General features: G+C 74.6%; 20 protein-coding genes and 1 riboswitch. Of the genes, 8 read left to right on the forward strand and 12 right to left on the reverse strand.

Going from position 1 to position 23,775, the window contains the following annotated elements:
* The first annotated feature begins 50 nt into the window (after positions 1 to 50).
* Positions 51 to 147: riboswitch (glycine riboswitch) on the forward strand.
* Between the two features lie 72 nt (positions 148 to 219).
* A complete protein-coding gene (gene gcvP, locus PKA89_RS07060; RefSeq protein ID WP_324417977.1) occupies positions 220 to 3,099 on the forward strand; it encodes an aminomethyl-transferring glycine dehydrogenase in 2,880 nt (959 codons plus the stop codon).
* A gap of 6 nt (positions 3,100 to 3,105) precedes the next feature.
* Here gcvP and PKA89_RS07065 read toward each other — a convergent pair whose 3' ends face one another.
* From PKA89_RS07065 to PKA89_RS07075, 3 genes are all read right to left on the reverse strand, one after another.
* Complete coding sequence (locus PKA89_RS07065; protein ID WP_324418037.1) at positions 3,106 to 3,612, reverse strand: SbcC/MukB-like Walker B domain-containing protein; 507 nt, start codon at positions 3,610 to 3,612, stop codon at positions 3,106 to 3,108.
* 430 nt (positions 3,613 to 4,042) lie between these two features.
* Positions 4,043 to 6,100 (reverse strand): SMC family ATPase, encoded by a 2,058-nt coding sequence (locus PKA89_RS07070; RefSeq protein WP_324417979.1) that lies wholly within the window; start codon positions 6,098 to 6,100, stop codon positions 4,043 to 4,045.
* On the reverse strand, positions 6,097 to 7,272 hold the full coding sequence (locus tag PKA89_RS07075; RefSeq protein WP_324417981.1) for an exonuclease SbcCD subunit D: 1,176 nt from the start codon (positions 7,270 to 7,272) through the stop codon (positions 6,097 to 6,099). Before PKA89_RS07075 ends, PKA89_RS07070 begins: the two co-directional genes overlap by 4 nt.
* A 92-nt stretch (positions 7,273 to 7,364) precedes the next feature.
* Here PKA89_RS07075 and PKA89_RS07080 point away from each other — a divergent pair, with 92 nt between their 5' ends.
* Positions 7,365 to 8,846: a glutamate-cysteine ligase family protein gene (locus PKA89_RS07080; protein WP_324417983.1), complete on the forward strand. Its 1,482-nt coding sequence runs from the start codon at positions 7,365 to 7,367 to the stop codon at positions 8,844 to 8,846.
* A 21-nt stretch (positions 8,847 to 8,867) separates the two neighbouring features.
* On the opposite strand, the gene PKA89_RS07085 is transcribed toward PKA89_RS07080, so the two are convergent.
* Entirely contained in the window at positions 8,868 to 9,461 is a 594-nt protein-coding gene (locus PKA89_RS07085) for a histidine phosphatase family protein (RefSeq protein ID WP_324417985.1), read from the reverse strand.
* A gap of 68 nt (positions 9,462 to 9,529) precedes the next feature.
* On the opposite strand from PKA89_RS07085, the gene PKA89_RS07090 reads away from it, so the two are divergent.
* Both PKA89_RS07090 and PKA89_RS07095 read left to right on the forward strand, forming a co-directional pair.
* Complete coding sequence (locus PKA89_RS07090; RefSeq protein WP_324417987.1) at positions 9,530 to 9,982, forward strand: OsmC family protein; 453 nt, start codon at positions 9,530 to 9,532, stop codon at positions 9,980 to 9,982.
* 20 nt (positions 9,983 to 10,002) lie between these two features.
* Complete coding sequence (locus PKA89_RS07095) at positions 10,003 to 10,626, forward strand: L-threonylcarbamoyladenylate synthase (RefSeq protein ID WP_324417989.1); 624 nt, start codon at positions 10,003 to 10,005, stop codon at positions 10,624 to 10,626.
* Between the two features lie 245 nt (positions 10,627 to 10,871).
* Here PKA89_RS07095 and PKA89_RS07100 read toward each other — a convergent pair whose 3' ends face one another.
* The 6 genes from PKA89_RS07100 to PKA89_RS07125 all read right to left on the reverse strand — a co-directional run bounded on the left by PKA89_RS07100 (position 10,872) and on the right by PKA89_RS07125 (position 16,512).
* Positions 10,872 to 11,696 (reverse strand): DUF1028 domain-containing protein, encoded by an 825-nt coding sequence (locus tag PKA89_RS07100; RefSeq protein WP_324417991.1) that lies wholly within the window; start codon positions 11,694 to 11,696, stop codon positions 10,872 to 10,874.
* A gap of 17 nt (positions 11,697 to 11,713) precedes the next feature.
* Positions 11,714 to 13,087 carry a ferric reductase-like transmembrane domain-containing protein gene (locus PKA89_RS07105; protein WP_324417993.1) on the reverse strand — a complete coding sequence of 458 codons (1,374 nt, stop codon included), beginning with the start codon at positions 13,085 to 13,087 and terminating at the stop codon, positions 11,714 to 11,716.
* 123 nt (positions 13,088 to 13,210) lie between these two features.
* Complete coding sequence (locus PKA89_RS07110; RefSeq protein WP_324417994.1) at positions 13,211 to 14,341, reverse strand: methyltransferase domain-containing protein; 1,131 nt, start codon at positions 14,339 to 14,341, stop codon at positions 13,211 to 13,213.
* Between the two features lie 231 nt (positions 14,342 to 14,572).
* Complete coding sequence (locus PKA89_RS07115) at positions 14,573 to 15,298, reverse strand: SGNH/GDSL hydrolase family protein (protein WP_324417998.1); 726 nt, start codon at positions 15,296 to 15,298, stop codon at positions 14,573 to 14,575.
* A complete protein-coding gene (locus tag PKA89_RS07120; RefSeq protein WP_324418001.1) occupies positions 15,295 to 15,996 on the reverse strand; it encodes a GNAT family protein in 702 nt (233 codons plus the stop codon). The genes PKA89_RS07115 and PKA89_RS07120 overlap by 4 nt, the downstream gene beginning before the upstream one ends.
* 111 nt (positions 15,997 to 16,107) lie before the next feature.
* On the reverse strand, positions 16,108 to 16,512 hold the full coding sequence (locus PKA89_RS07125; protein WP_324418003.1) for a nuclear transport factor 2 family protein: 405 nt from the start codon (positions 16,510 to 16,512) through the stop codon (positions 16,108 to 16,110).
* Between the two features lie 65 nt (positions 16,513 to 16,577).
* Between PKA89_RS07125 and PKA89_RS07130 the strand changes: the two genes are divergently transcribed.
* Entirely contained in the window at positions 16,578 to 17,057 is a 480-nt protein-coding gene (locus tag PKA89_RS07130) for a MarR family transcriptional regulator (RefSeq protein ID WP_324418005.1), read from the forward strand.
* Between the two features lie 6 nt (positions 17,058 to 17,063).
* On the opposite strand, the gene PKA89_RS07135 is transcribed toward PKA89_RS07130, so the two are convergent.
* Positions 17,064 to 19,445, reverse strand: coding sequence for an excinuclease ABC subunit UvrA (locus PKA89_RS07135; RefSeq protein WP_324418007.1), 2,382 nt, complete (start codon positions 19,443 to 19,445; stop codon positions 17,064 to 17,066).
* 9 nt (positions 19,446 to 19,454) lie between these two features.
* Complete coding sequence (locus PKA89_RS07140; protein ID WP_324418009.1) at positions 19,455 to 19,844, reverse strand: single-stranded DNA-binding protein; 390 nt, start codon at positions 19,842 to 19,844, stop codon at positions 19,455 to 19,457.
* 350 nt (positions 19,845 to 20,194) lie between these two features.
* Between PKA89_RS07140 and PKA89_RS07145 the strand changes: the two genes are divergently transcribed.
* The 3 genes from PKA89_RS07145 to PKA89_RS07155 all read left to right on the forward strand — a co-directional run bounded on the left by PKA89_RS07145 (position 20,195) and on the right by PKA89_RS07155 (position 23,746).
* The gene (locus tag PKA89_RS07145; RefSeq protein ID WP_324418011.1) at positions 20,195 to 21,601 is read left to right on the forward strand and encodes a M15 family metallopeptidase; all 1,407 of its coding nucleotides are present in this window, start codon (positions 20,195 to 20,197) and stop codon (positions 21,599 to 21,601) included.
* A gap of 92 nt (positions 21,602 to 21,693) precedes the next feature.
* Positions 21,694 to 23,250: an MFS transporter gene (locus tag PKA89_RS07150; RefSeq protein ID WP_324418013.1), complete on the forward strand. Its 1,557-nt coding sequence runs from the start codon at positions 21,694 to 21,696 to the stop codon at positions 23,248 to 23,250.
* A gap of 139 nt (positions 23,251 to 23,389) precedes the next feature.
* Positions 23,390 to 23,746, forward strand: coding sequence for an RNA polymerase-binding protein RbpA (locus PKA89_RS07155; protein ID WP_324418014.1), 357 nt, complete (start codon positions 23,390 to 23,392; stop codon positions 23,744 to 23,746).
* The last annotated feature ends 29 nt before the right edge of the window (positions 23,747 to 23,775 follow it).

Below are 23,775 nucleotides of genomic sequence, written 5' to 3' on the forward strand. Positions count from 1 at the left end.
CCCGCAGCACCGGTCCACCGGCCCCGCCGGTGGTAGGTTGAGGGTGCCGCTCACACCGTGCGGGAGAGTCCTCGGCACAGCAGGCCGGGGCGCCGAAGGGGCAATTCTCCCCAGAACCTCTCAGGCGCAAGGGACCGCGCGGGACAGGCACCTCTGGAGGGACCACGCGCTCCGACAGAGGGGGAGGACGCCGTCACCGTCTGCCTCCGGAGGACCTTCGTGAGCACGCCCGCCCGTCCCGCCTTCGCCGCCCGCCACATCGGCCCCCGCGAGTCCGACCTCGCCGGGATGCTCAAGGTCGTCGGCCGTGAGTCCCTCGAGGACCTCGTCACGACCGCCGTCCCCGGGGGCATCCGGTTCGAGGGAGACCTCGACGTCCAGCCCGCCGGGTCCGAGGCGGCCGTCGTCGCCGAGCTGCGCGAGGTCGCGGCCCGCAACCGCGTCGTCCCCTCGCTCATCGGTCTCGGCTACTACGGCACGCTGACGCCCGCGGTCATCCAGCGCAACGTCCTGGAGAACCCGGCCTGGTACACCGCCTACACCCCGTACCAGCCGGAGATCTCGCAGGGCCGGCTCGAGGCGCTGCTCAACTTCCAGACCGTCGTCGCCGACCTCACCGGGCTCCCGACGGCGGGCGCCTCGCTCCTCGACGAGGCCACGGCGGCGGCCGAGGCGATGACGCTGATGCGGCGCTCCTCGAAGGTCGCCGCCGACGCCGTCCTCCTCGTCGACGCCGCCGTCTTCCCGCAGACCCTCGGGGTCGTGCGCACCCGCGCCCTGCCGCTCGGGCTGGACGTCGTCGTCGCCGACCTCTCCGACGTCGCCAGCGCCGACGCGCTGCGCGAGGCCGCCGGCGGCCGGGAGGTGTTCGGTGTCCTCGTCCAGTACCCCGCGGCCGACGGCCGGCTGCGCGACCACCGGGCCCTGGCCGCCGCGGCCCACGAGGCCGGTGCCCTCGTCACCGCCGCCGCCGACCTCCTGGCGCTGACCCTCGCGACCCCGCCGGGGGAGTGGGGCGCCGACGTGGCGGTGGGCACGACCCAGCGCTTCGGGGTGCCGATGGGCTTCGGCGGCCCGCACGCCGGCTACATGAGCGTGCGTGCCGGCCTCGAGCGCACCCTGCCCGGTCGCCTCGTCGGGGTCTCCCTCGACGCCGACGGCGCGCCCGCCTACCGCCTCGCGCTGCAGACGCGCGAGCAGCACATCCGCCGCGAGAAGGCGACCTCGAACATCTGCACCGCCCAGGTGCTCCTCGCCGTCATGGCCAGCATGTACGCGGTGTACCACGGCCCCGAGGGGCTGCGCGCCATCGCCCTCACCGTGCACGCCCATGCCCGCGCCCTCGCCGAGGCCCTGCGGGCGGGTGGCGTCGACGTCGCCGACGGTCCGTTCTTCGACACACTCGCCCTGCGCGTGCCCGGCCGGGCCGACACCGTCGTCGCGGCTGCCCTGGCCGAGGGGGTCAACCTCTGGCGCCACGACGACGACACGGTGTGGCTGAGCGTCGACGAGACGACCGACACCGTCCTCCTCGGCAAGGTCTGCCGGGCCCTCGACGTCGAGCCGCCCACCGCCGTCGAGCTCGCCGCCCCGGCGTGGCCGGAGGCCCTGACCCGCACCTCGGAGTACCTCACCCACCCGGTCTTCTCCGCGCACCGTTCCGAGACGGCGATGCTGCGCTACCTGCGCCGCCTGGCCGACCGCGACTTCGCCCTCGACCGGGGGATGATCCCGCTCGGCTCGTGCACGATGAAGCTCAACGCGACGACCGAGATGGTCGCGATCACCTGGCCGGAGTTCGCCGAGCTGCACCCGTTCGCCCCGCACGAGCAGACGCGCGGCATCCGCGGCCTCGTCGACGAGCTGTCCGCGTGGCTGTGCGAGATCACCGGCTACGACGCGGTGTCGCTCCAGCCGAACGCCGGCAGCCAGGGCGAGCTCTCCGGGCTGCTCGCCATCGCCGCCTACCACCGGGCCAACGGCGACGACGCCCGGCGGGTCTGCCTCATCCCGAGCAGCGCGCACGGCACGAACGCCGCGAGCGCGGTGATGGCCGGGATGAAGGTCGTCGTCGTCGGCACCGACCCGGTCTCGGGCAACGTCGACCTGGAGGACCTGCGGGCCAAGGTCGAGCAGCACCGCGACACCCTCGCCGCGATCATGGTCACCTACCCCTCGACCCACGGCGTCTTCGAGGACACCATCACCGAGCTCTGCGCGATGGTGCACGACGCCGGCGGGCAGGTCTACGTCGACGGGGCGAACCTCAACGCGCTCGTCGGCGTCGCCCGGCCGGGCCGGTTCGGGGCCGACGTCTCGCACCTCAACCTGCACAAGACCTTCTGCATCCCGCACGGCGGCGGGGGTCCCGGCGTCGGGCCGGTGGCCTGCCGCGAGCACCTCGCGCCCTACCTCCCCAACCACCCGCTCGACCCGCAGGCCGGCCCGGAGACCGGGGTCGGCCCCGTCTCGGCGGCGCCGTACGGCTCGGCCGGCATCCTCCCGATCTCGTGGGCCTACGTCCGGCTCATGGGTGGCGAGGGCCTGCGGCACGCGACCGAGGTGGCGGTGCTCAACGCCAACTACGTCGCCTCGCGGCTGCGCGACCACTACCCGGTCCTCTACTCGGGCACCGACGGGCTGGTCGCCCACGAGTGCATCCTCGACCTGCGCGGCATCACGAAGGAGACCGGGGTCACCGTCGACGACGTCGCCAAGCGGCTCATCGACCACGGCTTCCACGCGCCGACGATGTCGTTCCCGGTCGCCGGCACCCTGATGGTCGAGCCGACCGAGAGCGAGGACCTCGGCGAGCTCGACCGGTTCTGCGACGCGATGATCGCCATCCGCCGCGAGATCGACGAGGTCGGCTCGGGCGGGGTCGCCGTCGCCGACAGCGTGCTGCGGCAGGCGCCGCACACGGCGGTGTCGCTGGCCGGCGACTGGGACCACCCGTACGACCGGGCGACCGCTGCCTACCCGGACGGGGTCGACCCGACGGCCAAGTACTGGCCGCCGGTGCGTCGCATCGACGGCGCCTACGGCGACCGGCACCTCGTGTGCTCCTGCCCGGCGCCCGAGGCGTTCGAGGAGGACTGAGGACGTTCAGGCCGCGGGGGCGGCGTCGCCGGCCCGCACCTCGACGTCGCTCCCGGCCGTTCCCTTGGTGACGACGACCTGGTGCCCGATCCGGGCCCGCAGGTCGGCGACGTGGCTGACCACGCCGACCGCCCGGCCGCCCTCGCGCAGGCCGTCGAGGACGGAGACCACCTGCTCGAGGCTGTCGTCGTCGAGGCTGCCGAAGCCCTCGTCGACGAAGAGCGTGCCGAGGTCGAGGCCGCCGGCCTCGTCGCGGACCGCGTCCGCGAGGCCGAGGGCCAGGGCGAGCGAGGCCATGAACGACTCGCCGCCGGAGAGGGTGGCGGTGTCGCGGACCCGGCCGGTCCACTGGTCGAGGACCCGCAGCCCGAGGCCCGAGCGGGCCCCGCGGGCGGCGCGGTCGTCGGTGTGCTCGAGGAGGTAGCGGCCGGCGCCCATGACGGCGAGCCGCTCGTTGGCCAGCGCCGCCACCTTCTCGAGGCGGGCGGCGAGGACGAACGAGGTGAGCCGCATCCGCAGCGTGTTGTCGCCGCCGGTGCCGCCGACCGTGTCGGCGAGTTCGCGGACCCGGTCGTGCCGGTCGGCGAGGGCGACGACGCCCGCGACGTGCTCGGCGAGCCGTGGCCGCAGCCGCTCGACGGCCCGGCCGGCCCGGACCAGCGCGTCGTGCCCGGAGGTGCCCGCCAGCACGGCCCGGCGGGCCTCGGCGTGCGCCTGCTCGAGGGCGGCGAGGTCGGGCGGGTCGGCGGCCAGGGCGGCCGCGACGTCGGGCTCGGCGAGGGTGGCCAGCGCGGTGGCGCGGTCGCGGTCGTGGGAGAGGACCTCGTCGCGGAGCCGGTCGGTCTCCGAGACCGAGAGCAGGGCCGCGGAGGCCGCTGCGGCGGAGGGGAACCCGGAGTCGTCGAGGGCTGCGATGAGGGCCTGCTCGGCCTCGGCGTGGCGTTCACGGGCCGCGTCGAGGGCGGTCTCGGCGGCCGCGAGCTCGGTGAGGGCCCGGCGCACCGTGACGTGCCGGGCCGGGTCGCTGGAGGCGCACGGGCAGTCGGCGTGGGCGGCGAGTCCGGCCTCGAGACGGCCCCGGACCTCCTCGGCCTGGGCGGCGACCTCGGCCGTCCGCTCGTCGAGGGCCGTCGCGGCCGTGACCGCCTGCTCCAGGGCGGCGGCCACGCGGTCGGCCTCGGCCCGCGTGCGCACCTGCTCTGCGTCGGCCTCGGTGAGCCGGCGCTTGGCCTCGCGGGCGGACTCGAGCGCGGGCCGGGCGTCGGCGAGCGCGGCGACGAGGGCGCCCCGCGGGGGGGGCGCGGGGGGGGGCCAGCGCCGCCGCCCGCCGGGACTCGAGGGCGGCGACCTCGGCGCGGGCGACGGCGACCATCTCGTCGGCGGCGGCCAGCGCCTCGGGGGTCACGGGGTCGGCGGCGACGGCGGGGGACGGGTGCTCGCGCGCGCCACAGACCGGGCAGGGCGCGCCGTCGGCGAGCCCACCGGCGAGTTCGGCGGCCATCTCGTCCAGGCGCCGCTGCTGCAGCCCGATGAGCGCCGCGAGCGCCGAGGAGAGGTGCTCGCGGGCACGGACCAGCTCGGGGTCGAGGGCGGCCACCCGGGCCCGGTCGGCGTCGACCTCGTCGAGGAGGGCGACGCGGCGCTCCTGCTCGACGACGGAGGCCGCGAGGTCGTCGGTGCGGGACCCCTCGGCCGTGAGCCGGGTGACCGCCTCCGCGGCGGCCTCGGCCGCCGCGCGGGCCACCGGCAGGGCGTCGGCGAGCCGGGCCCGCCGTTCCTCGAGGTGAACCCGGCGGGCGGTCCCCTCTTCGAGGGCGGCCGCGAGGTCGCGGGCGACGGCGGCGTCCCGCCCGATCGCCGCGGCGGCGTCGTCGAGCGCGCTCGTCCGGTCGGCGAGCTCGGCGGCCGGCGCCTCGCCCGTGGTCACCTCCAGGGCGTCGAGCCGTGCGGCGCGTCGCACGACGGTCTCGGTGTGCTCCGCGACCTCGCGGTCGAGGCGCTCGAGCGCCGCGAGATGGCCCCGCAGCGCGGCGGCGCGGTCGGCGGCGGCGAGCCGGTCACGGAGGGCCTCATGAGTCAGGGCCTCGGTGTCGAGCACGGCGATCCGGTCGCGCGCCTGCTCGCCGCGGCGCCGGAGCGCGGCGACGGCCCGGGCTTCGGTGAGCGCCTGCTGGGCCCCTGTTTCCACGGTCTCGGCAGTGTCGAGGGCCGCGAGCGAGGTGGTGAGCCGGGTGGCGACGTCCGCGGCGACGGCGTCGAGCCGCGCCGGGAGGAGGTCGAGGGGGGTCTCGGCCACGGGTGGCCCGGCGGCCTCCGGGTCGTCGCCGGCGGCCAGCGGCTCGAGGGCGTCGGAGAGCCGGACGAGGTCGTGGTCGAGGGCGGCGCGCGCGGCCTCGAGCTCGGCGGCGCCGTCGCGCCGGGCGTCGGCCAGCCACTGCTCGACGTCGGCGTAGACCCCGATGTCGAAGAGCCGCTGGAGCAGCTCGCGACGCTCCTCGGGTTCGGCACGCAGGAACGTCGCGAACCGGCCCTGGGGGAGCAGGACGACGGTGGCGAACTGCTGCAGGCCCATGCCGAGGAGGTCCTTGACGACGTCGGCCACCTCGTCGTGGCGGGTGCTCAGCCCCTCCCAGGTGCCGCCGCGGCGCTCCTCGAGGAGCACCGAGGGCTGGACGCGCGTCGTGCCGTCGCCGCGCTTCTTGGGGCGGTGCCACTCGGGGGAGCGGGTGAGCCGCAGTCGACGACCCGCGACGGTGACCTCGAGGACGACGACCGGGGCCGTGCCGGGTGCGGCGTGGTCCGAGCGCAGCGACCGGCGCGAGCGCGAGCCCGGGACGTCCGCGTAGAGGGCGAAGCAGACGGCGTCGAGGAGGCTCGTCTTGCCCGAGCCGGTCGGACCGTGGACGAGGAACAGCCCGGCGGCCGAGGCGGCGTCGAGGTCGACGACGACGCGGTCGGCGAACGGCCCGAAGGCCTGGACCTCGAGCCGGTGGATCCTCATGCCGCTCCCGTGCCCCGGGCCGGCGCGGCGACGCCCTCGTCGTCGGCGAGGCCGCGGGCGACCCGCGCGGCGGTGACCGCCTCGTCGAGGAGCGCGCGCTCGGCGTCGTCGGCACCCCGCCCGCCGCGCACGTGCCCGAGGAAGTCGCAGCAGACCTCGACGGCCGACGCCTCCCGGACCCGGGTGGCGTACGGGCGCAGCGGCACGGCGGCGCCCTCCGGCTCGAACCGCAGCTCGAGGGTGTGCGGGAAGCGGCGGCGCAGGCGTTCCATCGCGCCGAGCGGACGGGTCGGGTCGGTGAGCGTCACCTGGCACCAGGCACGCTCGGCGTCGGTGTGCCGCGGGTCGGCGAGGAGCTCCTCGAGGCGCCCGCGCAGGACGGCGAGCGAGCGCTGCACGGGGGCGTCGACCTCCTCGACGACGGGAGCAGCGCCCGCGAGGTCGACGAGCAGCCCACCCTTGCGGTGCGCCCACTCGCTGAACGACATCGCGACCGGCGACCCGCTGTAGCGCACGGTGTCGGAGACCCGCTGGCGGCCGTGGAGGTGCCCCAGGGCGGCGTAGTCGACGCCGTCGAAGACATCGGCCGGGACGAGCGAGACCCCGCCGACCGAGATGTCGCGTTCGGACTCGCTGCCGACCCCGCCGGAGACGAACGCGTGCGCCATGACGACCGTGCGCCCGCCACGGACGGCGGCGTCGGCGCGCACCCGGTCCATCGCCGCCCGCAGCACCGCCGCGTGGGTGCGCTCCGGGGCCCCGAGGACGTCGGCGACGAGCGCCGGCTCGAGGTAGGGGAGTGGGTGGACGGCCACGTCACCGAGCAGCACCGGCCGGCCGACGTCGGCGACCGAGGTGCGGATGTGGACCCCGGCCCGCTCCAGCAGCCCGGAGGCGAAGCCGAGGCGGATGGCGGAGTCGTGGTTCCCGCTGGAGAGGACGACCGCGGCCCCGGCGTCGACGACGCGCTCGAGGGTCTCGGAGAGGAGGGCGACGGTGTCGGGGGCGGGCATCGCGCGGTCGTAGACGTCGCCGCTGACGAGGACGGCGTCGACGCGCTCGGTGCGGACCACGTCGACGAGGTGGTCGAGGTGCGCGGCCTGGGCAGCGAGGAGCCCGACCCCGTGGAACGAGCGCCCGAGGTGCCAGTCGGAGGTGTGGAGCAACCGCACGGACCCCACGCTAGGAGAGGGCACCGACGGACCCGTGGACCGAAACGCGCCTCCGGCTTCCGCGCCACCGCGGGATGTGGTTGGTTGTCGTCATGGGAGCCGAGGTCACCGCGCAGAGCTACTCGCGTGAACAGCGGCAGCGCTACCGCGAGAAGGTGCGCCAGAACCTCGACGTCTTCGAGCGGATGCTCACCCAGAGCTCGTTCGAGTTCGACCGGCCGATGACCGGCCTCGAGATCGAGCTGAACCTCGTCGACGAGCACCAGCAGCCGCACTTCCACAACGCCGAGGTGCTCGAGGCGATCGCCGACCCGGGCTACCAGACCGAGCTGGCGCGCTACAACATCGAGCTCAACGTGCCGCCGCGCCCGCTGCCCGGTGACGCCGCCCTCGAACTCGAGCACGACCTGCGCGAGAGCCTCAACGCCGCCGACCGCAAGGCGAAGGAGGTCGGCTCGAAGATCGTCGCCATCGGCATCCTCCCGACGATCATGCCCGAGCACTACGAGGGCGACTGGATCAGCGCGAACAACCGCTACACGGCGCTCAACGACTCCATCGTCCTGGCCCGCGGTGAGGACGTCTACCTCGACATCGAGGGCCCGACCGGCGAGCGGGTCGCCACCTACTGCAGCTCGATCGCCCCCGAGTCGGCGTGCACGTCCGTGCAGCTGCACCTCCAGGTCGCGCCGCACGAGTTCGCGCAGCACTGGAACGCCGCGCAGGCGCTGTCCTCGGTGCAGCTCGCCCTCGCCGCGAACAGCCCCTACTTCTTCGGCAAGCGCCTGCACGCCGAGACCCGCATCGAGCTCTTCAGCCAGGCCACCGACACCCGCCCGGTCGAGCTGAAGAACCAGGGCGTGCGGCCGCGGGTGTTCTTCGGGGAGCGCTGGATCACCTCGATCTTCGACCTCTTCGAGGAGAACGTCCGCTACTTCCCGACCCTGCTCGCGGAGATCACCGACGAGGACCCGATGGCCAAGCTCGAGGCCGGCATCGCCCCCGAGCTCGCCGAGCTGCGGCTGCACAACGGCACCGTGTACCGCTGGAACCGGCCGATCTACGACATCGTCGGGGGCACGCCGCACCTGCGGGTCGAGAACCGCGTCCTGCCGGCCGGCCCGACCATCGCCGACGTCCTCGCCAACGCCGCGTTCTACTACGGCGCCGTCCGAGTCCTCGCCCACGCCGACCGCCCGGTCTGGACCAAGCTGAGCTTCGCCGCCTGCGAGGAGAACTTCCGGCGGGCCGCCCGCGACGGGATGGACGCGCGGGTCTACTGGCCCGGGTTCGGCGAGGTCTCCGCCGACGAGCTGGTCCTGCGCCACCTGCTGCCGATGGCCCACGAGGGCCTGCGCCAGTGGGGTGTCTCGGATGCCGTCCGCGAGCGCTACCTCGGCATCATCGAGGGCCGGGCGACGACCGGGGTCAACGGGTCGGAGTGGCAGACCCGGATGGTCGAGCACGTCGAGGCGCAGGGCCACGACCGGCGCGAGGCCCTGCGACGGATGGTCGAGCGGTACGCCGAGCTGATGGACGCCAACGACCCGGTGCACACCTGGCCGCTGCCGTAGCCACGGCGCCGGGTCCGCGGCTCACCCGCGGGCGTTCCACGCGCGGATCGCCGGCCGGTCGTGCTCGTGCCCGAGGACGCACAGCGCACCGGCGTCGAGGACCACGCAGGCCCCGAAGCGTGGCTCCTGCCGGAGGTAGGTCGCGGTGAGGACCCGCAGGGCGTGGCCGTGCCCGACCAGGACGACGTCGTGCGCCGCCAGGTCCGGTCCGACCCGCTGCAGGACCCGGGAGGCGCGGGCCGCGACCTCCTCGACGGTCTCACCGGGGGTCTCGCCGGGGACGACGCCGTCCTCGAACACCGTCCAGGCGTCGCCGCGACGCCCACGGATCTCGGGCGTCGTCAGCCCCTCGTAGCCGCCGTAGTCCCACTCGCGCAGGTCCGGGTCGACCCGGTCCACGCGCAGCCCGGCCAGCTCGGCGGTGCGGCGGGCCCGCTGCAGCGGGGAGCACACGACGAGCCCGACGTCGAAGGCCGCGAGCGGCCCGCGCAGCGCCTCCGCGTCCCGCTCGCCCGCGGGAAGCAGCGGCAGGTCGGTGCTGCCGGTGTGTCGTCCGTCCCGGGACCACTCGGTCTCGCCGTGCCGGACGAGGAGGAGACGGCCGCGGGTGGACATGCCCGCCATCCTCGCAGCCGGGTGACAGGATGGCGGGGGTCAGCCGCCGCCGAGAAGGGGAGCCTGAGATGACCGACGAGACCCCGCCCACCGGAGGCACCGGCCTCGGTCACCGCAGCGTGACGATGACCCGCCTCGAGAAGGGCCTCTACGAGGTGACCAACGTCCGGGGCGGCACGATGCTCGTCGGTGGCGGTGGTGACTCGGCCGAGTTCACCCCGGTCGAGCTGTTCCTCACGGCGATGGCCGCCTGCAGCGCCACCGACGTCGACTTCATCACGAGCCGGATCGCCGAGCCCACGTCCTTCGAGGTCGGCTCCGAGGGCGTCAAGAGCCGGGACGAGGGCGGGAACCACCTCGCCGACATCGAGATCACCTTCCGCGTCCGCTTCCCGGAGGGCGAGGACGGCGACCGGGCGCGCGAGCGGCTGCCCCGGGCCATCGCCCAGAGCGGGGACCGGCTGTGCACCGTCTCCCGCACGGTCCAACGCGGCGCCCCGGTGACGTACCGCTCGGAGTGAACCGGGCCTAGGCTGCGGGGATGGCGCGCTACCTCGACGTCCACCCCGTCGACCCGCAGCCGCGGTCCATCGCGCAGACCGTGGCCGTCCTCGACGAGGGCGGCCTGGTCGCCTACCCGACCGACTCCGGCTACGCCCTCGGGGCCCGGATGGGCGACCAGCAGGCCAAGGAGCGGATCCGGGGCATCCGGCGGCTCGACGACCGGCACCACTACACGCTCGTCTGCCGCGACTTCGCCCAGCTGGGGCAGCTCGTCCACGTCGACAACCACGTCTTCCGGGCGGTCAAGGCGGCGACCCCGGGCCCGTACACCTTCATCCTGCCGGCGACGCACGAGGTGCCGCGGCGGCTGCTCCACCCGAAGAAGCGCACCGTCGGCGTCCGCATCCCCGAGCACCCGGTGGTCCGGGCGCTGCTGGCGGCCCTCGGCGAGCCGATGCTCTCCTCCACCCTCATCCTCCCCGGCGAGGAGGAGCCGATGACCGACGGCTGGGCGGTCAAGGAGGCGCTCGACCACGTCGTCGACGTCGTCCTCGACTCGGGGGAGTGCGGCACCGAACCGACCACCGTTGTCGACTTCACGAGTGGCGAGCCGACCGGCGAGGTGGCCCGGCAGGGCGCCGGGGCCTGGCCGGCCCGCTGAGCCCTCGCGGCCCCCGACACGTGTGAGCCCCCGGCGCCGGTGAGCCGGCCGGCGCCGGGGGCGAGAGGTGGTCGGCCCGCGCGGCCGGAGGGGGAGGACAGGCGACGCCGCTGGGGGCGTCGGCGGCCGGCTGGGTGCGGGCGGTGTGACCACCTCCGACCACGGTAGGAGCCGCACGGTCATCGTGGGACCAGTGGCATGTCAGGACTCGGTAAGAGTTCGGTCAGGGTGGCCCCGGGTCGCGCTCAGCCGGTCGGGGAGCCCCGCAGGACCGCGAGGACCCGCCGGTCGATCGCGCCGGGGGAGTGCCGGGTCTCGAGGTTGACCTCACCCATCCACGCCTCCAGGGCCGGCTCGACGGGACCCGCGTGGCCGGCCGCGGCGAGCAGCCGCGACACCTCGTCGCGGAGGGGTCCGGTGAGCGGCTCGACGTCCTCGGCCGTGCCGAAGTAGAGCGTCGAGAGGCCGTGGACGCGCGCGAGCTCGGTGGGCGCCTCCGGGTGGTCGTCGACCCGCAGGTCGGCGACGACGCCGCACCCGTCGTAGCCGGCGCCGGGGGCCTTGACGAGGAGCGCGGCGCTCTGCCGGCCGCGCGCGTCGCCGCCGGCGGCGTCCCCGGCGAGGAGGACCGCGAGCAGCCGGGCGTCGAGCGCGTGTCCCCGGTGTGCGTGCCACGCCGAGACCATCGCCTCGACCACCTCGGGACCGGTGAGGATGTTGCCCTGGACGGCGAAGGCCGTCTGCGAGTCCCCGGCCGCCTCCCCACCCGCCCAGTGCATGCACCCGGAGCCGGTGAACGTCGCGGCGCCGTCCGCGCCGACGACCCCGACCTGACGGTCCTCGCGCCCGGCGTCCCCGGCCGTGGCCCGCTCGAGGGCGGCAGCGGCCGTCAGCCCCTCGAGCAGGCCGTCCTCGACCTCGTCGAGGTAGGCGACCCGGGCCATCGCCTGGGTGGCCAGGGCGCACCGGCCGGGGACGACGCGGGGGACGACGGAGCCGACGGCGAGGAACCTGCTGGCGACGGCGACGCCCCAGGCCTCGCCGTCGTGGGCGGCGATGGAGAAGGTCATGCCCTCGACCCTAGGCGTCAGACGACGTCGAACAGCTCGGTGTGGATGTGCTTGGAGGGGATGCCCCGGTCGCTCACGATGCGCGTCGCGGCGGCGACCATCGGGCCGGGGCCGCAGACGAAGACGTCGACGACGTCACGGCCGCGGCGGCGGGGGAGCGCGCGCTCGAGGACCTCCTCGGTGAACCGGCCGACCTCCCCGTCCCAGTCCTGCGGGGGTTCCTCGAGGATCTCGACGATGCGCAGGTCGAGCTGCTCGCGCAGGTGCTCGCCGTCGGTGCGGTGGAGCAGCTCGTCGGCGGTCCGTCCGGCGACGACGAGGAGCACCGGGCGGCGGTCGCCCCGCGCCGCGAGGGTGCGCAACATGCTGAGCATCGGGGTGATGCCGACGCCGCCGGCGATGAAGACGAACCGGTCCGAGCGCAGGCCGTCGAGGGTGAAGGCGCCGTGCGGGCCGTCGAGGAAGACCTTGCGCCCGGGCCGCAGGCCGGCGACGAGCTCGCTGAAGTCACCGATGCCCTTGATCATGAACTCCTTGCGCCACGGCTCGGTCGACGGCGAGGCGATGGTGAACGGGTGCTCCTCGAACACGAACGGGGAGGTGCCGATCTTCAGCCAGGCGAACTGGCCGGGGCGGAAGGGCACCCCGCGGTGACCCGTGGCGTGGAGGACGAGGGTGACCGCGGTCGGTGACGCGCGGCGCACCTCGTCGACGACGTAGCGGTTCCGCAGTGAGCGCAGCGGTCGCCACAGCCACCGGAACGCGAGGGCGCCGAGCATCAGGCCGCCGAGCGCGACGAACCACACCCGGGCCTCGGGGAACCGGGTGAGGTCCTCGAGCCAGAGGACGTGCAGGGCGGTCGCGAGCACGGCGACGTTGGCCAGCACCACGTGCGCCAGCCGCCAGCCCTCGTACCGGGGTCGCCGGCGGCGCCGGGTCAGGCCGAACACGGCGAGCCCGGTGAGGGCGAGGGTGGCGGTGCTCGCCGCCCAGACGCGCGGTGGCGCCGTGCGCAGGTCGAGGACGGCGAGGCCGATCCCCGGGCGCAGCACGACGGCGAGCACGTGGAGGAGCACGAGCCCGACCGCCACGAGGGCCAGCGCCCGGTGGCTGCGCAGGAGCCGTTCGACGCCGAGGTACCCGGTGAGCGGCCGGAAGCGGCTCGGGAGGAGGTAGGTGAGGACGAGCAGGGAGGCCGCGCCGAGCGCGGCGACGAGCGAGGTGACCCGCCAGGCGCCGTGGTGGACCCACTCGGGCGCCTGCCAGAGGGCCCAGACGGGTACCGCCACTCCGACCGCCACCAGGGCGGCCCACACCGCGGGGGCGACCCGACGGCGCGCGGCGCCGCCACCGCTCGCCCGGACGCGGCCCCTGCCAGGCCCGATGCGCACTTCCGTCTCCTTCGACGCGCACCCTGCTGGGGTGACGGTACGACCGCGGAGGGGCGTCGTACGTCAAGGCAGCGATAAGCCGGTGTCAAACCGGCGCGAGAGCTTCACGGGGTGGCCCGTGCGTCAGCGACGGCGCAGGAGCAGGACGGTCTCGACGTGCCGGGTCTGGGGGAACATGTCGACGACGCGGCCCTCGACGGGCTCGAGGCCGGGCATCGCCTCGAGGTCGCGGGCGAGGGTGTCGACGTTGCAGCTGGAGTACACGACGTGGGTCGCGCTCGAGGCGTCCAGCCGGGCCGCGAGGGCGGGCCCGATGCCGCGTCGCGGAGGGTTGACGACGACGAGCTCGGGCTCGCCGGGGACATCGGTGGTGGCGTCACCCGAGACGAAGGTGACCTCGAGCCCCGGTGCGACCGAACCCATCTCGTCCGCGGAGCGCCGGGCAGCCGCCACGGCCTCCTCCGACGTCTCCACCCCCGTCACCCGCCGGCCGGGAGCGGCGAGGTGGAGGGCGAAGCCGCCGACACCGCAGTACAGGTCGGTGACCGAGGACGGCTCGAGGTCGTCGGCCCAGGCCCGGGCCTGCGCGTAGAGCGCGGCGGCGACGCTCGTGTTGGTCTGGAAGAAGGCTCGCGGCCCGAGGTGGAGGGTGACGTCGCCGACCCGCATCGGGAGGGTCGACTCCTCGGTGAGGACGACCTCCTCCTCACCCTCGAGGACCGCCTTGTGCTCCGGGTGGAGGTTGACGCTGACCACCCGCGCCGAGGGAAGGGCCGCGCGCAGGTCCGGCAGCAGCCGGCGGACGGCCTCGCTCCCGAATTGCGTGCGCACCACGAACCGGACGAGGTGCTCGCCGTCGGGGGAGTGGGTGACGAGGGCGTACTTGAGCTCGCCCCGCCGACCGCGCACGTCGTACGGCTCGATGCGATGGTCCGCGAGCACCCGGTGCAGGGGATCGAAGGTGGCCGAGAGGCCCGGCTCGTAGAGACCGCAGCGCCGCAGGTCGACCCCGCGGCCACCGGGGTCGAGGATGCCGAGCGTGGGCCGCCCGGCCCGCCCGCCGACGACGAGCTTGGCCTTGTTGCGGAAGTGCGAGGCGGGGGAGCGGACCGGGGCGGACCACCGCATCGTCCCGGTGTACGGCGCGAGGGTGGCGCGGACGCGGTGCTCCTTCTCGGCGAGCTGGGCGTCGTACGGCGTGCCCATCAGCGTGCACGACCGGCAGCGGCCGGCGTCGAAGTAGTCGCACTGCATCGCCGCACAGCGTACGACGCGACGGCGGGGTGTCGCCGCGGCCGGGTCCGGTCCCACGCGTAGCGTCGGAGAGGTGGCCGACCTCACCGAACCCTGTCCCATGTGCGGCACCCTGATGCGCTGGGAGACCTCGCACGAGCGGTGCGACGGGTGTGGGTGGATCCGGCCCTGCTGCGAGGGCGCGCCGTGCCCGGTCCCGAGTGCTGCCGCGTCGACGCCGGGAGCGGCCGGCTAGGAGCCGAGCGCCTCCAGCACGTGCGGCGCGAACGTCCGCGCGAGCTCCGCGTAACCGGCGTCGTTGGGGTGGAAGAAGTCCGGCGCGAGCCGGCCGCGCCAGCTGGTCGGGCCTTCGGCGCGCATGTCGACCTTGACGAGTTTCCCTGTGGCAGACGCTGACTCGATGTGGATGTTGGCTGCACGGGCGGCGGCGCGGGGCTGCGGCAGGGTCGCGACGACCGCACCGCGGGGGAGGGCAGCGACCATCCGGGCGAACTCCGCCGGGAGCCGTCGGCGCACTCCGCCACCGGCGAAGAGGTCGTTGGACCCGACGAGGACGGTGACGAGGTCAGGGCTGCTGGTGCCCTCGGCCGGCGGGAGGGCGCGCAGCACGGGGAGCTGCTGGTCGGTGACGTCCGCGGTGCGGGCTCCGGTGGCGGAGAGGTTGACGACGACGAGCGGGTGGCCCTGTGCGGCGAGCGTGGTCGCGAGCTGGTCGACCCAACCGGCGTCCCACGCGGAGGCGCCCACCGCCTGGGACATCGAGTCGCCGAGGACGACCCAGCGCCGGCCCGGGGTCGCGAGGGCCCGCCGGTTGTGGGCCGCCCAGGCGGCCGCGTAGGGCTCGACCTGGGCCTGCACGCCGCGGACACCGGGCAGGACCAGCCCGAGGGCGCGGACGCCGCGCCCACCCGGTCGGCCGGTCCGGTTGTCGTAGGCGAACCCGGGGGAGGAGGTCATCGCCGGTCCTCGCGGAGGGCGGCGAGGGACCGGCGCTGGTGCCCGCGCCCGTCGTGGTTCGACGGATCGAGCCAGGCGCGCAGGGCGTCGCGGACCCACGGCCAGTCCGCGTCGGTCATGCCGAACCACGTCGTGTCGCGGGTGCGGCCCTTGGTGACGAGGGCCTGTCGCCACGTGCCCTCCTCGGTGAAGCCGAGCCGGAGCGCCGCACGGCGCGACGGGGCGTTCAGCGAGTCGCACTTCCACTCGTAGCGGCGGTAGCCGAGCGTGTCGAACACGTGGTCGGCGAGCAGCAGCTGGGCCTCGGTGGCGGCGGCCGTGCGCTGCAGGGCGGGGGACCAGACGATGGCTCCCACCTCCACCGAGCCGACGGCCGGCTGGGCCCGCATGAGGTGCACCCGGCCCAGGAGGGCTCCACCGGCCGGGTCGACGACGGCGAACGGCTGCGTGTCGTCCGCCGCGGCGGCCGCCTCGATGACGGCCCGGGCGTCCTCGGCGGTCCGGGGCGCCTCGGTGGACTGGTAGGTCCACAGCTCGTCGTGGACGCCGAGGACGGCGGCCAGCTCGGCGGCGTCGTCGGGGACGAGCGGGCGGAGCCGGACGAGCCGGCCGTCGAGCGTCACCGGGCGCACGGGCTGCGCGGTGGTGAACGCCACGATGTCGCCGATCGGCTGGCCGTGCTGGTTGAGGCGGGGCACGACGCCCAGCGTAGGTCGGCCGTCCTCGCCGCGGGCCGGGGCCGGAGGAGGGTGGACGGGCTGGTGAGCTCAGCAGAATGACATAATGTCGATTATCGGCGTTCTGCCGAGTCAGTCCGCGACGGCGACCTCGTGGCAGTCGTAGGTCTCGATCCGGCTGACCAGGCCCCCTCGCAGGGTGACGAACTGGGCCAGGTGCGCCCGCAGTCGCTGCCCGCGCCGGAACGGTCCGGCGTCGCGGGCGACGACGGCGCTCCACGTGCAGCGCACCGCGGCCACGTCACCGGAGACGATGACGTCACGCACGTCGTAGCGCTGCGTCTCCAGCAGCTGTGCTCCGGCGGTGGACGCCACCCGCATGGCCTCGCGGTCGGCGGTCCCTCCGGAGGGCCGCAGCGCGTTCGGGTGCTCGACGGTCACGACGTCGTCGGTCATCAGGGCCAGGAGCCGATCCCCCGAGAGGCCGTCCTCCAGGGCTCGGTAGAGCGTGCGCACGGCGGTCTCGACGTCGGTCATGACGGTGACCGTAGCCCGCTGCGGCACTATCCACAACCTAGGTTGTGTACTGGTACGGTCCTCCGGTGAGCGACATCCGGCCCGAGGACCTCGACCTGACCGTCCTGGCCGCGATCGCCGGGGCCGCCGCCGGCGACGCGGTCCTCGCCGGCCTGCACGACGCCGGCTACCCGGGGGTCCGTGCGGGCCACGGCTACGTGGTGCAGGTCCTCCTGCGCGACTCCCCCACCGTCGGCGAGCTCGCGCTCGAGCTCGGCGTGAGCCAGCAGGCCGTCTCGAAGACGGTCGGCGAGCTCGAGCGCCTCGGGCACGTGACCCGGCGTCCCGCGCCGGAGGACGCCCGGGTGCGGCGGATCGAGCTGACCGACCGCGGTCGGGGCCTGGTCGAGGAGACCCGGGCGCGTCGTGCCGCCCTCGTCGACCGGGTGCGGGCGGCGGTGGGGTCCGAGCCGCTCGAGGCCGCGTCCCGCGCGCTCGTCGCCCTGCTGGACGCCGCCGGAGCCCGCGAGCAGGTGGTCGCACGGCGGGTGCGGCCACCCGGGTGAGGCCGGTCAGCCGCCCACGTAGGCCGCGAGGTGCTGCCCGGTGAGCGTCGAGGCTTCGGCGACGAGGTCGGCCGGGGTGCCCTCGAAGACGACGCGGCCGCCGTCGTGGCCGGCGCCGGGGCCCAGGTCGATGATCCAGTCCGCGTGGGCCATGACGGCCTGGTGGTGCTCGATGACGAGGACCGAGGTGCCCCCGTCGACGAGCCGGTCGAGCAGCCCGAGGAGCTGCTCGACGTCGGCGAGGTGCAGCCCGGTCGTCGGCTCGTCGAGGACGTAGACCGCGGCATCCTCGCCCATCCGCGCCGCGAGCTTGAGCCGCTGCCGCTCGCCACCGGACAGCGTGGTCAGCGGCTGCCCGAGCGTGAGGTAGCCGAGCCCGACGTCGGCCAGCCGCTCGAGCACCCGGTGGGCCGCCGGCACCCGGGCCTCGCCCTCGGCGAAGAACGCGACCGCGTCGGTGACCGGCATCGCGAGGACCTCGGCGATGTTCCGGCCGGCGAGCGCGTAGTCGAGGACGGCCGCCTGGAAGCGCCGGCCCTCGCAGACCTCGCAGGTCGACTCGACGGTGGCCATGACGCCGAGCTCGGTGTAGATGACGCCCGCGCCGTTGCACGTCGGGCAGGCACCCTCGGAGTTCGAGCTGAAGAGCGCCGGCTTGACGCCGTTCGCCTTCGCGAAGGCCTTCCGGACCGGCTCCAGGAGCCCGGTGTACGTCGCGGGGTTGCTGCGCCGGGACCCCTTGATGGCGGCCTGGTCGATGACGACGACGCCGTCGCGCCCGGCGACCGACCCGGTGACGAGCGAGCTCTTGCCGGACCCCGCGACACCGGTGACGACGCAGAGCACCCCGAGCGGCACGTCGACGTCGACGTCGCGCAGGTTGTGCGTGGAGGCGCCGCGGACCTCGAGGACGCCGGTGGCCGCCCGTACCGACGGCTTGAGCGACGCGCGGTCGTCGAGGTGGCGGCCGGTGACCGTGTCGCTCCCCCGCAGCCCCTCGACGGTGCCCTCGAAGCACACCGCTCCCCCGGCGGACCCGGCGCCCGGCCCGAGGTCGACGACGTGGTCGGCGATGGCGATCGTCTCCGGCTTGTGCTCGACGACGAGGACCGTGTTGCCCTTGTCGCGCAGCCGCAGGAGCAGCTCGTTCATCCGCTGGATGTCGTGCGGGTGCAGCCCGATCGTCGGCTCGTCGAAGACGTACGTGACGTCGGTGAGGGCCGACCCGAGGTGGCGGATCATCTTCGTGCGCTGCGCCTCACCGCCCGACAGCGACCCGGCCGGCCGGTCGAGGGACAGGTAGCCGAGGCCGATGGTGGTGAACGAGTCGAGCAGGTGCTGGAGTCCCGCCAACAGCGGTGCGACAGAGGGCTCCTCGAGCGCGCGCACCCACTCGGCGAGGTCGCTGACCTGCATCGAGCACAGGTCGGCGATGTTCTTCCCGGCGATCCGCGAGGCCCGCACCTCCGGGCCCAGGCGGGTTCCGTCGCACTCGGGACAGGTCTGGAACGTCACCGCGCGCTCGACGAACCGGCGCACGTGCGGCTGCATCGCCTCGGGGTCCTTGGACAGCATCGACTTCTGGATCCGCGGGATGATGCCCTCGAAGGTCAGGTTGACGCCCTCGACCTTGATCTTGGTCGGCGGCGCGTAGAGCATCGTCTCGAGCTGGCGGGCCGTGAACTCGTCGATCGGGACGTCCATCGGCAGGCCCATGCCGGCGAAGAGCCGTCCGTACCAGCCGTCCATCGAGTACCCGGGCACGGTCAGCGCGCCGTCGGAGAGCGAGCGCGTCCCGTCGTACAGGGCCGTCCGGTCGATGTCGCTCACCTGCCCCATGCCCTCGCAGCGCGAGCACATGCCGCCGAGGTACACGGCACCCTTGACGACGCTCTTCTCGACCCGGCCGTCCTTCTCGGTGGACATCACGCCGCTCGCGGTGCGGGTGGGCACGTTGAACGAGAACGCGGTCGGCGGCCCGACGTACGGGTCGCCGAGCCGGCTGAAGAGGATGCGCAGCATGGCGTTGGCGTCGGTCGCCGTGCCCACGGTCGAGCGGGGGTTGGCGCCCATCCGCTCCTGGTCGACGATGATCGCCGTCGTCAGCCCCTCGAGGCGGTCGACCTCGGGCCGCGCGAGCGTGGGCATGAAGCCCTGGACGAACGCGCTGTAGGTCTCGTTGATGAGGCGCTGGGACTCGGCGGCGATCGTCCCGAACACGAGGGAGCTCTTCCCGGAGCCGGAGACCCCGGTGAAGACGGTGAGCCGGCGCTTGGGCAGCTCGAGGGTGACGTCCTTGAGGTTGTTCTCGCGAGCGCCCTGCACCCGGATGAGGTCGTGCCGGTCGGCGACGTCGTGCGTCCGGTCCCCCGTGGTCTGCGCGTCCATCCGCACAGGCTAGGGGGATCCCGCCCCTCGTGCTTCTCCGGACCTGACCGGCCGGGGGCGGGCGGGTGGTAGCCGCCGAACGCGGCTGGCCTCGACCTCGTAGCGGCTGACCGGTGCCGCCCCGGCACGGAAGAACCGCCGCCGGATCGCGCCGTCGACCTCGACCCGCTCCCCCACGACGAGACGGCCCGCGACCCGTCGGGTGGCCGGACTCCAGCAGGCGACGTCGACGGTGTCGGCGGCCGCCCGCGACGCCCCGGGGCGGAGCGCGCGGGTCACCGTGACGCGCAGCCCGTGGACGACGTCGCCGCTCGGGAGGCTGCGTGGCTCGTCGAGCGAGGTGACCCGCCCGCGCAGGTGGACGGTGTTGAGGTCCGGCTCGTCCGTGGTCGGTGTCATGGGCTCCCCCTCGGGCTCGGGCCGGCCCGGTGCCGGCCAGGCGTCGAGCACACCGCCAGACGCGGTCGGTGGCAACCCTCCTGCCGGAGGTTGTGGACGAGGGCTCCGGGTGCGGGTGCCTGTGGACGAGCGCGCCCGAGGTGGTCCCCCGGGGCCGCAGGGGCGGGTGAGGTACGAGTTCCTGTCAGCAGCCTGACGGTTCGATGACCTTTTTGCTCCCACCCCCTGCGCACCGTGGATCCTCCGCCTATCGTGGAGCCAGGTGCACGAGCAGGGCGTGTACCGGGTGCCCCGCGGGGCGCCCTGATGAGACGAAACGAGTCGTGGTGCGTTCTTCCGAGGGCCGTGGGGTGGGTCTGCGACGCGTCGTCGCGTCCCTGGCCGTGACGGTCGTGCCGCTCGTCCTCGCCGCGGGTCCGGCCCTCGCCGACACCAGCGGGCAGAGCACCGACTCCGGCCGGCTCTTCACCGTCGACCTCCTGGCGCCCGAGCCCGCCCCGTCGCCCACCCCCACGGGCGACACCTCCGGCTCCCCCACGCCGACCCCCACCTCGACGAGCAGCGCCACTCCCACCCCGGCGCCGACCGTGCTGCCCCCGGACGGCGACGGCGGGCACCAGGAGCCGGCCGAGGAGCCCCCGCTCAGCGGTGCCGCCCTCGCGGCCCAGATCGCCGAGGCCGACCGCATCGCGGCGCTCATCGAGGGCTCCGGCTCGGCCGTGGCCGCCGAGATGCGCACCATGGACCAGCTCTCGGTCCGCTCGAACGCGGTCCTCGAGGAGCTCGCCGCGGCCACCGAGACCGAGTCCGCCGCCCGCGAGGAGGCCGACTCCGCCCGGGCCGACCTCGTCCGGCTCGAGGGGCGGCTGGCCACCGCCCGCGGCGTCGTCAAGGACTGGGTCTTCGACGTCTACTCGGGCGGGGGTGGCAACTCCGACATCGCCGGCATGTTCTCCGCCCTCGACGCCGACGACAGCCAGGTCAGCGACCCGCTCGGGGACCTGTCGTACCTCACCGACCAGCGCACCCGCGCCCTCCAGGAGGTCCGGGTCCTCACCGCGGAACAGGTGCGCCTCACCGCCACCGCCGAGCAGGCCGAGGCCGAGGCCACCGACGCCCGGGGGCGCATCTCCGCCACCCACGCGAAGCTCGACGTGCTCATGCGCGACCAGCGCGCGAAGATCGGCCGGCTCCGGACGCTGCAGATGGCCGAGGTCGACAAGGCCGGCCCGATCGCCAACGCCCTCGTCGGCGCCCGCACCCCCCAGGCCCGCGCCGCGGCCGAGCGCCTGCGGGCGGCGCTGTCGACGGCGGTCATCGAGACGGCGCACGTCGGCAAGCCGTGCAGCGACGACACCGGCGACCACCCCAACGGGATGTTCCCGGACGCCGCGCTCTGCCCGGTGTGGAGCGCCCCCGGGGAGCGCCTCTCCCCCGCCGCAGCGGCCGCGTTCAACGCGATGAGCCAGGCGTACGCGGCCCAGACCGGCGCGCCGCTGTGCGTCACCGACTCCTACCGCTCCTACCCGGAGCAGGTGTCCGTCAAGGCGACCCGCGGCGCCTTCGCGGCCACCCCCGGCACCAGCCGGCACGGCCTCGGCCGGGCAGTCGACCTCTGCGGCGGCGTCGACGACTTCGGGTCGGCGGCCCACCACTGGATGCGCCAGAACGCCCCGCTCTACGGCTGGTTCCACCCCGGCTGGGCGGAGGCCGGGGGCTCGCTCCCGGAGCCCTGGCACTGGGAGTACGCGGGCTGACCACGGCCGCCCGGGCGGGGCGCGCGTGACGCGCTCGACCGAGTAGCGCGACCTACGGCGCGCACGGCCGGTCGTGTGGAACGCTTCGCGTCATGACGACGCAGTCGGAGGCGGTCGACGCCTACGCGGAGACCGCCCGCTACCACCGCCCCTGGTACTGGTACGACTGGGCGAACTCCGCGTTCGTCACCACCGTCGGCACGGTCCTCTTCGGGCCGTACCTCACGTCGGTCGCGAAGGAGGCCGCCTGCCCCGGCATCGCCGAGGGCGAGGTCTGCCGCACCGACCTGCACGTCGTGCCGGCCGCGGCCGGCCTGCCCGGGTGGGTCGCAACGCTGGCCTTCGTCGTCACCATCGGCCTGCTCGTCCTCCTCGTCGGCTCGGCCGTCGCCTTCGCCCGCGGTGCCCGGCTCCCGGTGCGCCCCTCGGCCCTCGTGCCACCGCTCGCCGTCGCGGCGCTCGCCCTCGTCCTCACCGCTCCCCTCTCCCCCGGCTCGGTCGCCTCCTACACGGTGACCCTCTCGACCATCGCCTCGGCCGTCCTGCTCATCGCGGTCGGCGCGATCAGCGACCGCTCGCGTCGGCCGGCGCGGCTGCTCGGCCTCTTCGCCTGGGTCGGCTCGGCCGCGGCGTGCGGGCTGTTCTTCCTCGCCGGCACGAACTGGCGCTTCGGCGCGTCGATGATGATCATCGCCTCGATCAGCCTCGGCGCCTCGCTCGTCGTCTACGACTCGATCCTCTGCCGCATCGCCCGCCCGGACGACCGCGACAAGGTCTCGAGCCGGGGCTGGGCGCTCGGCTACCTCGGGGGCGGGCTCCTGCTCGCGGCCAACCTGGCGATCGTCGTCCAGCCGGACCTCGTCGGCGGCACGGCGATGGCGGTCCGGATCAGCATGCTGTCGGCGGGGCTCTGGTGGGCGGTCTTCACCCTCATCCCGGTCATCGGGCTGTGGAGCCTGCGCGGCACGGCGCGCGAGGACCTCGACGCGCCGCGGGCGGGGGTCGTGCGCGGCAGCCTGGCCCAGCTCGGTCACACCTTCCGGGACCTGCGCAGCTACCCGAACACGATGCTCTTCCTGCTCGCCTACCTCTTCTTCAACGACGGCATCCAGACCGTCATCTCCTCGAGCAGCATCTACGGGGCCGAGCAGCTCGGCTTCGAGAGCAGCCAGCTCATCACGCTGATCCTGCTCGTCCAGTTCGTCGCCTTCGGCGGGGCGCTGCTCTTCGGGGCCTTCGCCGCCCGCTGGGGGGCCTGGCGCACCATCCTGCGCAGCCTCGTCGCGTGGGCCGCGATCGTCGTCGCCGCCTTCTTCCTGCCGGCCAAGGCGTTCGTGCCGTTCGTCGTGCTCGGGGTGCTCATCGGCATCGTCCTCGGCGGCAGCCAGGCCCTCAGCCGCTCCCTCTTCTCCCAGCTCGTGCCGCGCTCGCGCGAGGCGGAGTTCTTCGCGCTCTACCAGGCGATGGAGCGGGGCACCTCCTGGCTCGGGGCCTTCCTCTTCGGCCTGGTCCACCAGCTGACCGACTCCTACCGTCCGGCGATCGTCGCGCTCATCGTGTTCTTCGGCCTGGGTTACCTCGTTCTCCGACGCGTCGACGTCCGAGCGGGCATCATCGACGCGGGGAACGAGCTGCCCCGCGTCGTCTGACCGGCCGTGTGATCCGTGTCACAACGTGCGGGGGCATCCGGGGCCGTGCGGAACAACGAACCCCGGGCGCACGTTCTCTCACCATTGACCCGACCGCGCTGACCCCGGTCGGGACATCAAGAACCCCCGGGAGACACCCATGGCAGAACGCAGCCTGCGCGGCAGCCGACTCGGCGCCCTGAGCATGGAGACGGACGACAACGTCGTCCCCTCCGAGCGCAACATCACGACCTACCTGTGCCCCAACGGGCACACCATCGAGCTCCCCTTCTCCGTGGAGGCCGACGTCCCCCCGACGTGGGAGTGCCGGTGCGGCGCGGTCGCGAAGCTCCAGGGCGGTGGTCCGGAGCCGGAGGGCAAGCCGGTCAAGCCGCAGCGCACCCACTGGGACATGCTGCTCGAGCGTCGCTCCATCCCCGAGCTCGAGGAGCTCCTCGAGGAGCGCCTCACGCTGCTGCGCGCGTCGCGCGGCGAGAAGACCCGCAAGACCGCCTGACGCACCGGGCCTCCGAAGGACGCGCGAGC

It is taken from the genome of Phycicoccus sp. (assembly GCF_035325325.1).
Taxonomy (GTDB): Bacteria; Actinomycetota; Actinomycetes; order Actinomycetales; family Dermatophilaceae; genus Phycicoccus.

Excerpts from the sequence above, each read along its gene's own strand:
- PKA89_RS07100 (WP_324417991.1), bottom strand. The coding sequence starts at position 11,696 with ATGACCTTCTCCATCGCCGCCCACGACGGCGAGGCCTGGGGCGTCGCC.
- PKA89_RS07095 (WP_324417989.1), top strand. The coding sequence starts at position 10,003 with ATGGCGCGCTACCTCGACGTCCACCCCGTCGACCCGCAGCCGCGGTCC.
- PKA89_RS07115 (WP_324417998.1), bottom strand. The coding sequence starts at position 15,298 with ATGACCTCCTCCCCCGGGTTCGCCTACGACAACCGGACCGGCCGACCG.
- PKA89_RS07150 (WP_324418013.1), top strand. The coding sequence starts at position 21,694 with ATGACGACGCAGTCGGAGGCGGTCGACGCCTACGCGGAGACCGCCCGC.
- PKA89_RS07080 (WP_324417983.1), top strand. The coding sequence starts at position 7,365 with ATGGGAGCCGAGGTCACCGCGCAGAGCTACTCGCGTGAACAGCGGCAG.
- PKA89_RS07135 (WP_324418007.1), bottom strand. The coding sequence starts at position 19,445 with ATGGACGCGCAGACCACGGGGGACCGGACGCACGACGTCGCCGACCGG.
- PKA89_RS07065 (WP_324418037.1), bottom strand. The coding sequence starts at position 3,612 with ATGCGGCTCACCTCGTTCGTCCTCGCCGCCCGCCTCGAGAAGGTGGCG.
- PKA89_RS07140 (WP_324418009.1), bottom strand. The coding sequence starts at position 19,844 with ATGACACCGACCACGGACGAGCCGGACCTCAACACCGTCCACCTGCGC.
- PKA89_RS07155 (WP_324418014.1), top strand. The coding sequence starts at position 23,390 with ATGGCAGAACGCAGCCTGCGCGGCAGCCGACTCGGCGCCCTGAGCATG.
- PKA89_RS07085 (WP_324417985.1), bottom strand. The coding sequence starts at position 9,461 with ATGTCCACCCGCGGCCGTCTCCTCCTCGTCCGGCACGGCGAGACCGAG.
- PKA89_RS07110 (WP_324417994.1), bottom strand. The coding sequence starts at position 14,341 with ATGCAGTGCGACTACTTCGACGCCGGCCGCTGCCGGTCGTGCACGCTG.
- PKA89_RS07090 (WP_324417987.1), top strand. The coding sequence starts at position 9,530 with ATGACCGACGAGACCCCGCCCACCGGAGGCACCGGCCTCGGTCACCGC.
- PKA89_RS07070 (WP_324417979.1), bottom strand. The coding sequence starts at position 6,100 with ATGAGGATCCACCGGCTCGAGGTCCAGGCCTTCGGGCCGTTCGCCGAC.
- PKA89_RS07125 (WP_324418003.1), bottom strand. The coding sequence starts at position 16,512 with ATGACCGACGTCGAGACCGCCGTGCGCACGCTCTACCGAGCCCTGGAG.